Below are 15,405 nucleotides of genomic sequence, written 5' to 3' on the forward strand. Positions count from 1 at the left end.
TTATATTTTTTGATGTGTGTTGTGGTGTAACAACAGTATTGAGCTGAATCAAGATTTGGCTCTTTTTCTTTTATGTTTATTATTTTTTATAGTGTGATTTGTTATATGAATAAGATATTAAAAGTGAGTTCATTTTTCATACTTGTAAGTGGACAAAGTATATTTGCACAACAAACCAATGCTGAATCATTGAGCAAATTTGAAAATGGGTTGGTTGAAAAATATTATCAAAAAACCTGTTCAGGACGTGCTGAATGTGATCAGTACAATGAAAAAATTTCCAATGAAATTGAAAATAAAATAAAAAATGATTCATCGAGTTTTGCATATTCGTTTGCAAAACTCACTGAAAAAAATATGCTGGATATCCATTACAGCCCTGATCGAAAAATCAAATTTTATACAATGGACGTTTCTGCTGGGGGAACGATGAGAGAACCATATAGTTTAATTCAGGTGAAGCGAAGCAATGGATTGGCGTCCCAAGAGTTAGCTCAAGTGGGATTTATCGATAAAATTGCGCAAGTCAAAATTAAAAATCAGGACGTTTATTTAGTCACCAGTCTATTTATTAATAGTACTTGTTCAAGGGGCTATCGCATTCACTCCTTTGTATTGAACAACGGCAAATTTGTCGCGCACCCCATTTTTGAAACCAAGACTCAAAAACTTGATTCAATCGGTGTTGAAAATGATTGTCAGGAATGGGAGCGTTCTGCTGAAGATTTTATCCGTATCTCAAAAGACTTAAAAAATATTGATATATTGGTGGTGAATGCTTCAGGAAAATTGACCAATAACTATTTACGTTATCAGAAAGCTCCACAGGGTTATCGTTACAGTGGTGTGGTCAAATAATTAAATAAAAGAGGCCTAAAAGCCTCTTAAATTCAAACCTTCTCAAACTATTATTCGTAAGTGGTAATAATCACATCCACTAAATGTTCAATTCCTTCCATACTTTGTACTGCATTTTCAGTAATTTTAACGACTGGCCAAGTGATTAATTTACAGTTTTTACGTTGTAATGCTGTATAGTAAGTATCTGATTTTAAAAATACTTTACTCTTTAACGCAGAGTTCGGCATCAACTGACGTTTTAACCATTGTTCCTGAACTTGCGACTCTAGATAACGAATCGCCAACATTGATTTAACACGATGATTAAACAAACGACGATTTTTGATAATCAAAGGGTGCGAAATTAACTTTTGAACCCCTTTTTCAGTTTGCGGTAAAATAAAAGCGGGTGTGATTTGAAACACTTTTACAAATTCAGCACTGTTTAAAACGTGGCCAAGGTGTGTGACTGTAAGTTGATTTGCACCAATAATTGCCACGTTTAAACCGGTAAAATCGGTGAGTTTAATCTCAGTAGATGCAATAATTTTACCTTTATAATGCTTAAAAAATTCCGGCTGATTTTGAAAAAAACCTTCATTTTGACTCTTTTTCCTATCGAGCATATTATTTCCTTTTTATACTAATTGGTCGCAGTGGGTTCTGACGTTAATTGATATATCCAACTTGGGACTTTAGGTAAAGACTTTTCAGGAATCTTGTCAGTCACGCTAACCATGGCATCAATCGGGATATGGAACCATTTTTTATTGCGATCTACTACATTTTTGCCATGAAATTGAATGATTTGGAACCATGGGTTACGGCGTCCTTCCGCTGTTCTTCCGCCAATTTTCGAAAATTTATTCATTGCTGCATATAATTTTTCTTCAGGAAGCCCGAGCTTAATGACGTTGTCACGCATTTTATTGATCAATGGTAAGTAGGCCAAAATACCCAGCATCAAACGTGGGTCGATTACTCGTGCAGCCATTTGGGCAAGCTCAATGACGCTTTTATTGATCCCTTGTGCTTCCATTACACTGAAACCCACACCTAAATGCCGTGCTTCATCGCCATTAATCAGTTCAAAGGCTTGGTGGCAAACTGGATCATCTACAGTATCCAATAAAAAGGTACATAAAGCGCCATCCAAAGCCACTTCAAGCATGGGAATCACTGCGCCTAAAATATAAAAAGGCATTTCATCGGCATAGGTATCTAGCCATTCAATAATCAAGCGTAAATTTTTATTTGGTTTAGGGATATCACCATCTAACATTCCCCAGCGTTTCATGAGCGCCATTTCTGCATTGGCATGGCGTTGTTCTTCGGCATGAAAGATGGCGTACATCTCCCGTAAAGTTGCCGTTGGCGCTTTTTTTGACATTGCTGAAAATGCACGGGCACCTACATGCTCAATCCACATCAGATCTGCCATAAAGTCTTTAAGTTTTGGCCATTGTTCAACTGTAACCAGCTCACGGCCTGGTGCATCCCAATCAATATCGGATAAAGTCCATTGTGTATTTTTGACTTTATCTAACATTTTTTCTAAGTCAATTGAAGCCATAGCAAATCTATCAAAAATAAGGATTTCATTGCATTTTATTTAATATTTCTGTGAATCAATTGGCAAAGATATTCATTGTGAAATGATGAAAAATATCAACCCAGTAATGGTTTGATTTTGAATGTGAAAATTTAGCTAAGTGATTGAGATAAAAAGAAAGACTTGTCATAAAAGGACAAGTCTTATCATTTGGAGCAATAGATTGTTTAACAATTAAAATTTATCTTCTGGTGTTTCAAGTTCTTTAACTTCAACTTGTTGAACAGGGTGGGGCTGAGGCAATTCAGGCTGTGAATTCGTTCTGAGATATTCCAAGTCTCGAATATTCTTTTGTACAGCAACAGCACCGAAGAGGCTGAGTAAAAAAGCCATGATATAAAAACCTTTCTCACTGAGTGCCATGGTCGCATTCCATAAACCCAATGCGAGCAGAACGATACAGATCACCACTGAAGCCCAGCATAGTCCATAATAAATTGCTGTGACTGGCTGACCTTCAAGTTTATCCCGAACAACTTTTTGTAGTGAAACAGCAGAAAATAGACCATAAAGGATCAGGATTAAATAATAGCCTTTTTCATTTAATAGAATTTGTGCATTGAATAAACCGACACAGTAGGCTGCCGCACCAGCAAGTAAAGCCACCCAACTGACTGCAATAAAAGCAGGGGTGGGTTTATTGATATATTGGTTCATTGTTGTTCCTTATTACTATTTTACTGATTTTTATATGTTCTATTATGCTGATTTGAAATGAGATGGCAAATCTTTTCAATTTATGAGAGCTAATTCAAATAGAGTTTAAGTGGGGGAAATAATAAATAGTATTTTAAATCAATTGGATATTTCAGCTATAGGACAGTTAAATCAAAAAAAAACCAAAATGAAATTTGTCATTTCATTTTGGTAAAGAGGAAAACATGATTGATTTGTATTATTTTTTTAAATCCATCAATAAACTAAAGTTGTCTAGGCGCTTCTGTGTATCATAAATATCGCAAGTGAAAATAAATTCATCTACCTGATATTTTTCTAAAAGTTGCTTTAAACCGTTCTTCACTGTGTCTGGTGAGCCAATTTGCGCCATACCTAAGAAGTTTTGTACGGACATTTTCTCTGATGCAGACCATCGGCCTTCCATTGTTGCTACAGGCGGTTTCAGTTTTAAACTTTGTCCTGTCAGTAATGCAAGAATACGTTGATACACACTTGTGGCTAGATACTCTGCTTCCTCATCGGTTTGGGCGACCACAGTAGGAACTCCCATAGATACAAACGGTTTATCTAAATAGGCGGATGGTTCAAAATTGTCACGATAGAGCTGAATGGCTTGTCCTAACATTCTCGGTGCGAAATGTGAGGCAAATGAATAAGGAAGTCCTAATTTAGCCGCCAGTTGTGCACTAAAAAGACTCGATCCTAAAAGCCACACAGGCACATGCGTACCTTGCCCAGGTGTTGCTTTAATTCTTTGCTGAGGCACCGCATCGGCGAAATAGCTTAAAATTTCTAAAACATCTTGTGGAAATTGCTCTTCTGTTTCTTGACGACCACGTCTTAATGCACGCATGGTGGTTGGATCTGTTCCAGGCGCACGACCTAAGCCGAGTTCAATACGATTTGGATAGAGTGTTGCCAAGGTACCAAACTGTTCAGCAACCACTAAAGGTGCATGGTTGGGTAACATAATCCCTCCCGAGCCCACTTTAATATTTTTTGTATTGGCTAAGATGTAACCCAGCAATACAGCAGTTGCGGAGCTGGCGATACCGTCCATATTATGATGTTCAGCTAACCAAAGGCGATCAAACCCCAACTGTTCTGCATGCTGAGCAAGTTGCAATGCATGCTTAAGTGAAAACTCAACTGTTTGATCTTCTCGAACTGGTGCGAGTTCTAGGATAGAGAACTTCGTATTCTTTAATGTGGTATCTGTTAAAGACGACATTTTTAAACTCGAAAATAATATATATCGAAATAATACGATATAAGTGTGCAAATGTATATCGAAAATTGTCGATATTTGGTGGTTTTGATGTTGATTTTATTATCCAAAAAAAAGCACCCGAAGGTGCTTGATTTAAATAATTGGATATCAATTTTGGACTGAAATTAATTTTTCCAGTTATTCCAATGATTCTTGTTTTTGTAGTGACCATAATGATTGCCATTGTCTTTACGATAGCCACGGTCATTATAGCGATAATCAACATTACGGTAACCACCACGATCATATCGATCATTGTAACGTCCATAACGGTTGTCATAGCGATCATCATAACGACGGTCGTCACTGACTTTTTGACCTAATGCCGAACCACCTGCAGCACCAAGACCTGCGCCAATATAGCCACCAGTTGAAGTACCCGTCACATTACGACCTACGGTATAACCACCAGCACTACCTAAAGCACCACCGATGATCGCACCATTACGGTCACGTTTATTTGATGAAGCGCCTGCGCCAACACCACCACCGATTGCAGAACCAATCATCGCGCCTGTTGAACCACCCATTTGTTGGCCAATCGCAGCACCCACCACACCACCAAGTGCTGATGTTAATGCTGTATTGGTTGAGTTGCCTGCATGTGCAGTCGTCATCATTGTTGCTGCAATTACAGTTGCACCAAGGATTGCTTGTAATTTCATTTTAAACTCCTGATCGAAGCTTCTTCGAATTCTTTAACTTGAGGCTAGAATAACGAAACATTTAGCAATAATTATGGATTTGAATGTAAGCAATTTCTGTGTTTTGTGTGTGGATTGTATATTTGGCTGATTAATTTATTCATATTATGTGAATATTAAACTTAGTTTTAAGTAAAACCTTATTTTGTACAATCAATATTAAGCTATGAATCATTACTTGTAGTTCTACACGATTGACAGTTTATCTAAGATGAAACAAAACAAAAAAGCACCCGAAGGTGCTTGATATCATTCACGGATCAATTAGTGATGACGACGGTGTTTTTTGTAGTACTTTTTATTGTACTTACGTTGATCTGCATGGCGGTCTTGAGAAACTTTTTTACCAAGAACCGAACCACCCGCCGCACCAGCAGCAGCACCAATATAACCACCTGTGGTACCACCCATATTTTTACCTACGGTATAACCACCAACACCACCTAAACCACCACCGATTGCAGCCGCAGTACGGTCTTTTCTATTGGTTGATGCTGCAGCACCACCTGCACCACCCACTGCTGAACCAATCATTGCGCCAGTGTTACCACCGATTTGTTTACCTACAGCAGTACCAACGACACTACCTAGAGCAGAAGTTGCTGCAATACGTGTTGAGTTATCAGCATGAGCACTTACTGTAAATATTGAAGTTACTGCCAATACAGTACTAAATATGATCGTATTAAATTTCATGTGTTGCTCCATGTCCTTATCTGGACAGTTCTATCTCTATTCGATGTGGCAAATGTAACAAAAATTTTTCAAAAAAATGTGGAGAGGGATCTGAAAATTGATAGCGTTTGGTATCTGAATGTATGTTTTCTATTAAAAGTGATTTTAAAACACCCATATTAGTTAACAAATAGCATGAATAATGGAGAATAAAAGCATCTAATCAAAAAACATGCGGATCATCTTGTTATAAATTCTCCAGCTTATCTTGATGGTGCTTATATAAATGTGTCATTTAAATGGCAGAATCGGTAAACTAGGCACAATTTTAGAATTTTCTTACCAATTTTAAATGGGCTGTTATAAAGCTCGATGTTTTTTGGTAAGGCTTAGCTTGAGAATCTATTTAAAATGAAAGAATCGTTACGTTTACGATTAGACCAACTTTGTGATCGACATGAAGAGTTAGAAGCATTATTGGCAGATGTTGAAGTCATTTCAGACAATAAGCGTTTTCGTAATTTGTCCCGTGAGCATAATGATTTATCAGAAATTACCGATGTTTGGAAAAAGTACAAGCAAGCTGAAGAAGATATTGAAACAGCAGAAGCAATGTTAACTGATCCAGATTTTAAGGATATGGCTGTTGAGGAAATCAAAGAGAACAAAGCTTTAATTGAACAACTTGAAGCTGAGTTGAATATTCTTATGATTCCTAAAGACCCAAATGATGCCAACTCGGCATATTTGGAAATCCGAGCTGGTACCGGTGGTGATGAAGCGGCGATTTTCTCGGGTGACTTATTCCGTATGTATAGTAAATACGCTGAAACTCAAAACTGGCGTATTGAGATCTTATCTGAAAATGAAGGTGAGCATGGCGGATATAAAGAGATTATCTGTCTAGTGAATGGTGAAGGTGTTTACGGTCGCTTGAAGTTTGAAAGTGGGGCGCATCGTGTACAACGTGTTCCAGCCACTGAGTCACAAGGTCGTGTACATACTTCGGCATGTACTGTGGCAATTCTTCCAGAAGTTGATGTAGACACCACAGTAGAGATTAATGCTGCGGATCTACGTATCGATACTTACCGTGCTTCTGGTGCGGGTGGTCAGCACATTAACAAAACTGATTCTGCTGTACGTATTACCCATCTTCCAACAGGTACTGTGGTGGAATGTCAGGATGAACGTTCACAGCATAAAAACAAAGCAAAAGCGATGGCGTTACTGGCTTCACGTTTAGAGAATGCGAAACGTGCTGCAGCCGATGCAGCAACATCTGAAATGCGCCGTGATTTGGTGGGTTCAGGGGATCGTTCGGAACGTATCCGCACATATAACTATCCACAAGGTCGTATGACAGATCACCGTATCAATTTAACTTTATATAAGTTAGATGCAGTAATGGAAGGTGATTTGACTGAACTACTTGACAGCTTACATCGCGAATATCAAGCAGATCAGTTGGCGATGCTTGCACAACAAAATGGTGGTTAATGAATATTGCACAGGCTTTGGCCTTACGTGGAGAAGCTGAAAGTTATGAGCGTCAAGAAAATGCTTGGTTACTTGAGCATATTTTAAGAATTGATGCTTTTGATTTGTCACTTAAATCTACGCAAGAATTAACTGCTGAGCAAGAACAGCAATATGTCGAGGGTCTAGCGCGGATTGCTGCGGGTGAACCCTTGGCTTATGTAACTGGCTCACAACCATTTTGGACTTTGGATTTAACAGTTACCAAAGATACTTTAGTCCCTCGTCCAGATACTGAGGTATTGGTTGAAACGGTTTTAAATCTTGATTTGCCTGAAGATACTCGTATGGTTGATTTAGGTACGGGTACAGGTGCGATCGCATTATCGCTGGCAAGTGAGCGTCCAAATTGGTCTATTATTGCCACAGATATTTATGAGCCGACTTTAGAGGTTGCTTTACATAATGCTGAAAAACATGACTTAGGGCAGGTCAAGTTTTTCTTAGGAAGTTGGTTTAAAGCTTTGAATCGTCAATTTTTTGATGTGATTGTTTCTAATCCACCTTACATTGATGCTGATGATGAGCATATGCCGCATCTTGCTTCTGAGCCTGAAAGAGCTTTGGTTGCTGAGCAGCATGGTTTGGCGGATATTGAACATATTGTTCAGCAAGGTAAAAAATGGTTGGCGACTCAAGGTTGGATCGTACTTGAGCATGGTTATGATCAAGCTGAAGCGGTACAAAACATTTTTAAAGGTGCTGGTTTTAAACAAGTCAGAACCGTTAAAGATTATGGTGGAAATGATCGTGTCACACTAGGTCAGTGGCCAAATTAGTTTTGCATTGCAATGTCTAAAAAGACTTTGTTGGATGGCGGTGGTTGCTTATCCAACAAAGTCTTTTTTATTGGCGAATAATAAGTATTAAAAGAATTCGCTGTATTTAAAAGCTAAGGGGGAAATATAGCCTTTAGAAAAACCAGTTAAGTCAAATTACTTTTCACCAATTGAATCGGCTCTAAGAGTTTTTCACCCAAAGAGCTGTGCATTTCTCTTTCAATTAAACGAGTAATTGAATCTAAAGGTAAATCATTTTCTTGTAGGCCAAATGGTTCTTCAAGCTGAGCACTCAAAGCATCTAGTCCCAAAAATAAATAAGCAATTAAACTGACGATGACGGGTGTCCAAATCCCTAAACTTGCCTCTAAACTAAACGGCAAAATCAAACAAAAGCAATATACTGTGCGATGTAATAAGACTGAATAAGAATAAGGCAATGGGGTGGTTAGAATGCGATCACAGCCAGCCTGAATATTACCCATAGCAACAATATGATGATTTAAACCTTGATAGATAATGTCAGAAATTTCACCTGATTTAAGTGATTGCACTAAAGATTTTTGGATTTCTTCTAAAACAAATTGTGCAGCATTAATGTGGTTTGACAGTTGGCTAAAGCTTAATTCATCTAAATCAACTTTATTTTTATAAAATTCAATGGACTGATTTTGATTGCGTAAACGATTTCTTAATAAACGGGTAAATAGCATCACCCGATACATTAAAACTTTACGCTGGTTTTCTTGTAAAACATGTGTGTCACGAGAAAGATGGCGTGAGGTTGCAATCAAGGCACCCCAGAGTTTACGACCCTCCCACCAACGATCATAACATGCAGTATTTCTAAAGCTTAAGAAAATAGAAAGGATAATCCCGAACACGGTAAACCCAATTGCAGGTACAGCAGGAATTGTAAAATAGTGATGTGATGATAGGTAAACCAGAACTGTCGAGATCAGCACAACAAAAGTTAATGCGGGTAAGACTTTGGGAAGAATGGTGCCGTGCCAAGCAAAGAGAAGTGCGAAGCTGTTACTTTTATCACGAATGATCATACTGTCTACCTAACTATTACTGCGACAGTGTTTCATAGAGAAAAGCAGAAATGCAAGTTGCAAATAAGCAATTTAAAAAATACGGCTGATCAAAAGCCGTATTTTAAATGGTTTATGTTCTCCAACGTAAAAACCAGTTTTCAATCAATTTCATCAGATTGTCAGTGAGTTTACCGAGAACAGCCAGTAAGATGATCGCAATAATCACAATATCAGGTCTTGAGGTTTCTCGACCATCACTGAGCAGATAACCGATACCTTGTGTCGCTGCAATCAGTTCTGCTGCAATCATAAACATCCACGCTAGGCTTAAACTGTTTCTGAGTCCAACGAGAATTCCAGGCGATGCAGCAGGCAGAACAATTTGGAAGATACTTTGTAGATAGGTCAGACGGTATACTTTTGCCACTTCTAACAACTTTGAATCAACACCATGTATGGCAGATACGCTATTGGTATAGGTGGGAAAGAATGCACCAATCGCAATTAAGGTAATTTTTGAGGCTTCATCAATGCCTAACCACAAAAGCAATAACGGAATCCAAGCAAGACTTGGAATAGATTTGATCGCTGAAAATGTAGGTTCTAAAAATTCTTCAATGTGTTTGTTTAAACCCACTGCAATTGCAAAAATGAGCCCCAATAAGCTACCAATAAAAAAACCTAAAAAAACACGCCAAGTACTGGTATAGATATGGGTCAATAAATCACCTGCGGCAAGCTGTTTGAATGAGTCAACTAAGCTACTTGGGGCAGGGAGCAGATAAGACTCAATCCATCCAAAACGAACTAAATACTCACATAATAAAATGAGCAGCAACGGAAGTGTAATTCCTTTTACCCATTTTAAAACATTGGTCTTAAAGGCAGGTTTGTTTAAACTCGCCTGCGCTATACGTACATTTGATTCGCTTTGCGTCGATTGAGTATGTGTAGACTTTGTCATTACTTCTCAGCAACCTTGCCAATGACCTTTTGTGCATATTTTCTGTCAAATAGTTGATCTACAACTTGATTTACATTGGTGCCTTTTCGAACCAGTTCCTCTTCAGTCAAAATAGTGCCTGCTTTCTTTAGCGCATTAAGCTGTTTCGCGGTTGGAATGTTTTGATCTAGATTAGTTCGGCTCAATTGCAACTTCGCCACTTCAAGTGGCAATTTTGCTTCACGTGCTAATAATTCTGCAAGTTTATCTGGATTGGCTTTTGCCCATTTACGTGCTTGTTCATAAGCTTTAATTACAGCCTCAACTGCTTCTGGGCTTTGGGTGCTAAATTGATCTTTTACACTTAACACGCTGTAACTATTAAAAGCGATATTGCGATAGAGCAGTTTTGCGCCTGATTGCAATTGTGCAGATGCCATCAGTGGATCAAGACCAGCCCAAGCATCTACCTGACCACGTTCTAAAGCTGTTTTCCCATCTGGATGTTGTAGATGTACCAATTGCACATCGCGTTTATTTAACCCGACGGTTTCAAGTGCTTGAAGCGTAAATAAGAATGGGTCTGTCCCTTTGGTTGCAGCAATTTTTTTCCCTTTGAGATCTTTTAAGGATTTGATTGCTGAGTTTTTTGCAACGACTAATGCAGTCCATTCTGGCTGGCTTTGGATATAAACCGTTTTAATCGGACTGCCATTGGCACGACTTAATACTGCTGCTAAACCCGCGGTAGAGGCGAAATCGATACTGCCACTGTTTAAATATTCAAGTGAACGGTTACTGCCTTGGCTAAACACCCATTTGACCTCTGTTTTGGGTAAGGCTTTTTCTAATAGCTTTTGTTCTTTAACCACTAAACTTGTTGGGGCGTAATAGGCATAGTCTAATTTCAATGTTGTTGGGATGGTTGCAAAAGAAGACATTGCGGTTAAGCTTAAAGCTAAGGTGGAAACTAAGTGCGTCATTTTTTTGCTAAAAACTTTCATACATACCCCATAAAATTCAAAGAGAAACACAGAGCTAGATATGTATATTTTTTAGGGTGAAAGTACAAAAAAGAAAAACAGATATTCACTTCTTAAAATATGAAATGTAAAAAATATTGGTTTAACTATATGAATAAATTTATGTTTTTAAATTATGCATATTTGTTTGTTGAATAGATGATTATTGAAATGAGTTATAAAAAAATATTCTAATTAAATTTTAGTCATTAGACATAAAAAATGCCTCTATACAGAGGCATTTTTGGATTGGGCAAATTAAACTGGATAATCTTCCAGACTGTCTGCAATTTCAACTTGGTCTAATGCATTGGTTTCAAGTGCCAGACAAAGCGCAACAATTTTTGCAGTATCAGCAATGTTTTCTTTTTTCATTGCTAAGCCTGATTGAATTGCATCTAATCGCTCTTGGTGAATATCAAGCGCTTGTGCGACTTCTGCAGCATCATTGGTTTTGAAAAAATCATTCATGGCATGTTCAAAGTCATGATCTGAAGCTTTTAAAATACCTTCGATAAGCTCATCTAAATGTTCAGTTTGAGCAGAAAGGGAATGGATAAAGTTTTGAACTAGATTTTGCTCTAGTACATCAATCATCTTAATCATGTTAGTGACCTAAAAGTGATTAAAGGGGAGGAGGGTACCACAGGAAATAAGCAGAAAACCTGCTTTAAATTGGGTAATAAATATACCATTATTGATTAATTTGCAACCTTATTCAGATAAGCTGTAAATATCGAGCTTGCCTTTATATTGATATATTTTTTATTATAATTTTGATTTTAAATAAATTTTTTAAAATATTATCTTTTGCATTAACAATGCTTTCAATGTTATTTGAGTTCTCTATAAGCACCTGGACTTACCCCAGTCCATTTTTTAAATGCCCGATGAAATGCGCTGGCATCCTGAAAATTCAACAGCTCACTGATGTCTTGTAAGGTATGTGTGGTTTTACCAAGCAGTTCAATCGCCATATCTCGCCGTATATCATTTTTGAGTTGTTGGTAACTGCTGCCTTCATTTTTTAAACGGCGTTGTATGGTGGCTTCTGAAATATTCAGCTGCGCTGATAGTTCACCGAGTTCTAACCATTCAGCAGGAGCAATAGAAAGTAATTGCTTGCGAATCATTGAACTTAAAGCCAAAGGATTCTTAAATCTTAATAGTAGATTTTCAGGGGTGTTTTTAATAAAACCATACCAAGATTTTTGATCACGTTTGATTTGAATGTTTAAGTAGTTTGCATCGAATTGCAGATAATTCTCATCTGCTTGGTAAGTAATATTTTCACAGAATCGAACGCGATAATCGCTGTCATCTTCAGGAGGCGTGCATTTTAATTGTAATTGATTGAGTAAAATCCTTTGATCTGCTAACCAACAGATCAAACTGTGAATCAACATAATATAAGTGGCATAGCAGAACATACGCTTAGTTTGTAATTTATCTGTAATGACAATGTATGCATAATTTTCATCAATAATCAGTTTGCTGGTGAAGTCATCCAAGACAAAATTAAAATATTGCAAAATTTGTTCAATCGCTGTGTGTAGGGTATCCGCTTGCATGACCATTTTAGACAATAATTTATAACAACCGCGTCGCATCTGATGCGAGTCCATGCCAAAGAGCTCATCATTCATATGGTCTGCTATTTTAGTCCAAAGTTTTGCATAAGCTGAAACAGCAATACGTGATTTGGTTGCATGAAATATTTCCAGCGGTATCTCTGCATCATGCAAAATCTGCTGTATATCATAGCCCTTGTCTTGGGCACTGCTCAGCGCCTCATGTACCAGTGCAATTGAAATTGTGCCTTTGCTTTCACTGAATTGTTGATTGTTCACAGTGTATTCCATTATCTTGTGAGACGTGTTTTGTGACTAAAGTTTTCCAAAAAGATGTTTAAATTGTCCAAATACATCATACAGGATGCAACTTTTGGAAATTGTACTCAAGCTTGACTATGTTTACTCTGCATCTTAAGTCGAAAGTGGGTTTAATTCATCATTTAAACTGCTCAATTCAAACAATGAACTAGGAAAATAAAATGAAAATTGAAGGAAAAGTTTTTGTTGTGACTGGTGGTGCATCTGGATTAGGTGCAGCGACAGCCACACATTTGATTGGTCAAGGTGCGAAAGTGATCATGGTGGATATGAATCACCAGCTTGGCGAAGAAATGCAGAAGCGCTTAGGTGAAAAGTCCAAATTTGTTCAACTTGATGTGACCGATGAAGTTGCTGTTGAACAATTCTTTAAAAATGTGGAGCAGGATTATGCTCAATTAAATGGCTTAATTAATTGTGCAGGAATTGGCCCATCTGCCAAAGTACTAGGTAAAAATGGCATCCATGCTTTAGACGCATTTCAAAAAGTATTGAATATTAATGTCGCAGGAACATTTAACATGCTGCGTTTTGCCGCAGATGTCATTTCTCGTTATGCGTTACCCGCAGGTGAAGAAGATCGTGGTGTGATTATTAACACTGCTTCAGTGGCTGCGTTTGATGGCCAAATTGGTCAATCCGCTTATGCTGCATCTAAAGGTGCTGTTGTTGCAATGACATTACCTTTGGCGCGAGAACTTGCGCAACATGCCATCCGTGTGATGACCATTGCACCAGGGATTATGGAAACCCCGATGTTGAAATCATTACCACAAAATGTTCAAGATGCGTTGGGTGAAATGGTGCCTTTTCCTAAACGCCTTGCGAAGCCTGAAGAGTTTGCACAGCTTGTTGGTCATATTTGTGAAAATAGCTATTTAAATGGTGAAACAATTCGATTAGACGGCGCAATCCGTATGCAGCCAAAGTAATCTGGTCTAATCCGTCTGCTTATTTCTAACTTTGCTTTAATGTAAGCAATAGCAAACTTTTAAAAAATTGAATACGGCCTGACATGATCTAAACCATCATGTTAGGCAGACTTTAGCCTAAATTTATATAAACAACGAGATTTTGATTGGTCGCTGATCATGATTGCAGTGATTTAAAATTTAAAAGTGCTGAGAGGGATGCTCAAATGATTCTCAATGATGAACAAAAAATGGTTCAGGAAATGATGCGAAATTATTCGCAGAATAAACTTAAACCCACAGCTGCTGAACGTGATAAAACTGCAAAATTTCCTCATCAAGAACTCAAAGAGTTGGGTGAACTGGGTGCATTAGGCATGACCGTGTCTGATCAATGGGGTGGCGCAGGTTTGGACTATATTTCCTTGGTGACGGCAATTGAAGAAATTGCCGCAGGAGATGGTGCAATTTCAACCATTGTCAGCGTACAAAATTCTTTGCCTTGTGGAATTATTCAAAAATATGGGACAGACCAACAAAAACAAGACTACTTAATGCCATTGGCAACAGGTCAATGGCTTGGCTGTTTCTGTTTAACGGAGCCGCAGGCGGGTTCAGACGCAGGTGCTTTGCTATGTAAAGCAGAACGTGATGGCGATTCATGGGTAATTAATGGAACCAAACAATTCATTACTTCTGGACAGCACGCACAAGTGGCAATTGTATTTGCAGTTACGGATAAATCCGCAGCGAAGAAAGGCATTTCTTGTTTTATCGTTCCAACCAATACAGAAGGTTATATCGTTTCTCGGATTGAAGATAAAATGGGACAACATTGCTCAGATACCGCAACAATTGTTTTTGAGAATTGTCGGATTCCTGCTGAGAACATATTAGGAAATGAGGGTGAAGGATATAAAATCGCCTTGTCGAATTTAGAGTCAGGTCGCATTGGTATAGCCGCTCAATGTGTGGGAATGGCACGAGCGGCGTTGGATGCTGCGGTTGAATATGCCAATCAGCGCAAAGCTTTCGGAGTGGAGTTGGTACAACATCAGGCTGTGGCATTTCGCTTAGCCGATATGGCCACTCAAATCGAAGCAGCACGGCAGTTGATTTACCATGCCGCAAGTTTAAAAGATGCAGGTTTAGCTTGTCTAAAAGAAGCATCAATGGCGAAGTTGTTTGCATCTGAAATTGCTGAAAAAGTCTGTTCAGATGCAATACAAATTCATGGTGGTTATGGCTATGTTGCTGATTTTCCAGTAGAGCGAATCTATCGAGATGTTCGAGTCAGTCAGATTTATGAAGGCGCTTCCGATATTCAACGTTTAGTTATCGCAAGAGCGCTGATTCAGTAAGTTCAATTGTAGATTAGCGCATCAAAATTCTATCTCAAGACCAGCTTCGCACTGGTCTTTTTTATTTTAAAGCCTTCCACCATGACAGCAAAAGCAGATGTTCAAAAACTGCAATACAATTGAGGTATTTGGAAATTGT

16 protein-coding genes are annotated in these 15,405 nt (G+C 38.2%); 5 read left to right on the forward strand and 11 right to left on the reverse strand.

Annotated elements, in window-relative coordinates:
• The first annotated feature begins 105 nt into the window (after positions 1-105).
• Complete coding sequence (locus tag L3V46_RS08110; RefSeq protein WP_228128958.1) at positions 106-858, forward strand: hypothetical protein; 753 nt, start codon at positions 106-108, stop codon at positions 856-858.
• 50 nt (positions 859-908) lie between these two features.
• On the opposite strand, the gene L3V46_RS08115 is transcribed toward L3V46_RS08110, so the two are convergent.
• From L3V46_RS08115 to L3V46_RS08140, 6 genes are all read right to left on the reverse strand, one after another.
• The gene (locus L3V46_RS08115; protein WP_105713737.1) at positions 909-1,466 is read right to left on the reverse strand and encodes a flavoprotein; all 558 of its coding nucleotides are present in this window, start codon (positions 1,464-1,466) and stop codon (positions 909-911) included.
• A 17-nt stretch (positions 1,467-1,483) separates the two neighbouring features.
• Positions 1,484-2,413, reverse strand: a complete 930-nt coding sequence (locus L3V46_RS08120) for a ferritin-like domain-containing protein (RefSeq protein ID WP_239045398.1) — start codon at positions 2,411-2,413, stop codon at positions 1,484-1,486.
• A 213-nt stretch (positions 2,414-2,626) separates the two neighbouring features.
• The gene (gene yiaA / locus L3V46_RS08125) at positions 2,627-3,109 is read right to left on the reverse strand and encodes an inner membrane protein YiaA (protein WP_034613439.1); all 483 of its coding nucleotides are present in this window, start codon (positions 3,107-3,109) and stop codon (positions 2,627-2,629) included.
• A 238-nt stretch (positions 3,110-3,347) separates the two neighbouring features.
• Positions 3,348-4,361, reverse strand: coding sequence for an LLM class flavin-dependent oxidoreductase (locus tag L3V46_RS08130; protein WP_239045399.1), 1,014 nt, complete (start codon positions 4,359-4,361; stop codon positions 3,348-3,350).
• A 164-nt stretch (positions 4,362-4,525) separates the two neighbouring features.
• A complete protein-coding gene (locus L3V46_RS08135) occupies positions 4,526-5,065 on the reverse strand; it encodes a glycine zipper domain-containing protein (protein ID WP_004822419.1) in 540 nt (179 codons plus the stop codon).
• A gap of 303 nt (positions 5,066-5,368) precedes the next feature.
• Complete coding sequence (locus L3V46_RS08140) at positions 5,369-5,800, reverse strand: hypothetical protein (RefSeq protein WP_004822418.1); 432 nt, start codon at positions 5,798-5,800, stop codon at positions 5,369-5,371.
• Positions 5,801-6,190: 390 nt separating this feature from the next.
• Here L3V46_RS08140 and prfA point away from each other — a divergent pair, with 390 nt between their 5' ends.
• Both prfA and prmC read left to right on the forward strand, forming a co-directional pair.
• A complete protein-coding gene (gene prfA / locus L3V46_RS08145; RefSeq protein WP_004719378.1) occupies positions 6,191-7,279 on the forward strand; it encodes a peptide chain release factor 1 in 1,089 nt (362 codons plus the stop codon).
• Positions 7,279-8,097 (forward strand): peptide chain release factor N(5)-glutamine methyltransferase, encoded by an 819-nt coding sequence (gene prmC / locus L3V46_RS08150; protein ID WP_239045400.1) that lies wholly within the window; start codon positions 7,279-7,281, stop codon positions 8,095-8,097. The genes prfA and prmC overlap by 1 nt, the downstream gene beginning before the upstream one ends.
• 146 nt (positions 8,098-8,243) lie before the next feature.
• Here the strand turns inward: prmC and L3V46_RS08155 are convergent, their stop codons facing one another.
• The 5 genes from L3V46_RS08155 to L3V46_RS08175 all read right to left on the reverse strand — a co-directional run bounded on the left by L3V46_RS08155 (position 8,244) and on the right by L3V46_RS08175 (position 12,964).
• The gene (locus L3V46_RS08155; RefSeq protein WP_239045401.1) at positions 8,244-9,155 is read right to left on the reverse strand and encodes a bestrophin family protein; all 912 of its coding nucleotides are present in this window, start codon (positions 9,153-9,155) and stop codon (positions 8,244-8,246) included.
• Between the two features lie 112 nt (positions 9,156-9,267).
• A complete protein-coding gene (locus tag L3V46_RS08160; RefSeq protein ID WP_239045402.1) occupies positions 9,268-10,101 on the reverse strand; it encodes an ABC transporter permease in 834 nt (277 codons plus the stop codon).
• Positions 10,101-11,063 (reverse strand): aliphatic sulfonate ABC transporter substrate-binding protein, encoded by a 963-nt coding sequence (locus L3V46_RS08165; protein WP_239046763.1) that lies wholly within the window; start codon positions 11,061-11,063, stop codon positions 10,101-10,103. Before L3V46_RS08165 ends, L3V46_RS08160 begins: the two co-directional genes overlap by 1 nt.
• A 297-nt stretch (positions 11,064-11,360) precedes the next feature.
• Positions 11,361-11,708, reverse strand: coding sequence for a hypothetical protein (locus L3V46_RS08170; protein ID WP_004719389.1), 348 nt, complete (start codon positions 11,706-11,708; stop codon positions 11,361-11,363).
• 227 nt (positions 11,709-11,935) lie between these two features.
• Positions 11,936-12,964 (reverse strand): AraC family transcriptional regulator, encoded by a 1,029-nt coding sequence (locus L3V46_RS08175; protein WP_239045403.1) that lies wholly within the window; start codon positions 12,962-12,964, stop codon positions 11,936-11,938.
• 191 nt (positions 12,965-13,155) lie between these two features.
• Between L3V46_RS08175 and L3V46_RS08180 the strand changes: the two genes are divergently transcribed.
• Positions 13,156-13,926, forward strand: a complete 771-nt coding sequence (locus L3V46_RS08180; protein WP_004719394.1) for a 3-hydroxyacyl-CoA dehydrogenase — start codon at positions 13,156-13,158, stop codon at positions 13,924-13,926.
• Positions 13,927-14,132: 206 nt separating this feature from the next.
• The gene (locus tag L3V46_RS08185; RefSeq protein ID WP_239045404.1) at positions 14,133-15,266 is read left to right on the forward strand and encodes an acyl-CoA dehydrogenase family protein; all 1,134 of its coding nucleotides are present in this window, start codon (positions 14,133-14,135) and stop codon (positions 15,264-15,266) included.
• The last annotated feature ends 139 nt before the right edge of the window (positions 15,267-15,405 follow it).

The organism is Acinetobacter sp. AG3 (assembly GCF_022343575.1).
In the GTDB taxonomy this organism is placed as follows: domain Bacteria; phylum Pseudomonadota; class Gammaproteobacteria; order Pseudomonadales; family Moraxellaceae; genus Acinetobacter; species Acinetobacter guillouiae.

Bases quoted from the DNA above. Each gene is read 5' to 3' on its own strand.
- L3V46_RS08110 (WP_228128958.1), top strand. From the start codon at position 106: ATGAATAAGATATTAAAAGTGAGTTCATTTTTCATACTTGTAAGTGGA.
- L3V46_RS08115 (WP_105713737.1), bottom strand. From the start codon at position 1,466: ATGCTCGATAGGAAAAAGAGTCAAAATGAAGGTTTTTTTCAAAATCAG.
- L3V46_RS08120 (WP_239045398.1), bottom strand. From the start codon at position 2,413: ATGGCTTCAATTGACTTAGAAAAAATGTTAGATAAAGTCAAAAATACA.
- yiaA (WP_034613439.1), bottom strand. From the start codon at position 3,109: ATGAACCAATATATCAATAAACCCACCCCTGCTTTTATTGCAGTCAGT.
- L3V46_RS08130 (WP_239045399.1), bottom strand. From the start codon at position 4,361: ATGTCGTCTTTAACAGATACCACATTAAAGAATACGAAGTTCTCTATC.
- L3V46_RS08135 (WP_004822419.1), bottom strand. From the start codon at position 5,065: ATGAAATTACAAGCAATCCTTGGTGCAACTGTAATTGCAGCAACAATG.
- L3V46_RS08140 (WP_004822418.1), bottom strand. From the start codon at position 5,800: ATGAAATTTAATACGATCATATTTAGTACTGTATTGGCAGTAACTTCA.
- prfA (WP_004719378.1), top strand. From the start codon at position 6,191: ATGAAAGAATCGTTACGTTTACGATTAGACCAACTTTGTGATCGACAT.
- prmC (WP_239045400.1), top strand. From the start codon at position 7,279: ATGAATATTGCACAGGCTTTGGCCTTACGTGGAGAAGCTGAAAGTTAT.
- L3V46_RS08155 (WP_239045401.1), bottom strand. From the start codon at position 9,155: ATGATCATTCGTGATAAAAGTAACAGCTTCGCACTTCTCTTTGCTTGG.
- L3V46_RS08160 (WP_239045402.1), bottom strand. From the start codon at position 10,101: ATGACAAAGTCTACACATACTCAATCGACGCAAAGCGAATCAAATGTA.
- L3V46_RS08165 (WP_239046763.1), bottom strand. From the start codon at position 11,063: ATGACGCACTTAGTTTCCACCTTAGCTTTAAGCTTAACCGCAATGTCT.
- L3V46_RS08170 (WP_004719389.1), bottom strand. From the start codon at position 11,708: ATGATTAAGATGATTGATGTACTAGAGCAAAATCTAGTTCAAAACTTT.
- L3V46_RS08175 (WP_239045403.1), bottom strand. From the start codon at position 12,964: ATGGAATACACTGTGAACAATCAACAATTCAGTGAAAGCAAAGGCACA.
- L3V46_RS08180 (WP_004719394.1), top strand. From the start codon at position 13,156: ATGAAAATTGAAGGAAAAGTTTTTGTTGTGACTGGTGGTGCATCTGGA.
- L3V46_RS08185 (WP_239045404.1), top strand. From the start codon at position 14,133: ATGATTCTCAATGATGAACAAAAAATGGTTCAGGAAATGATGCGAAAT.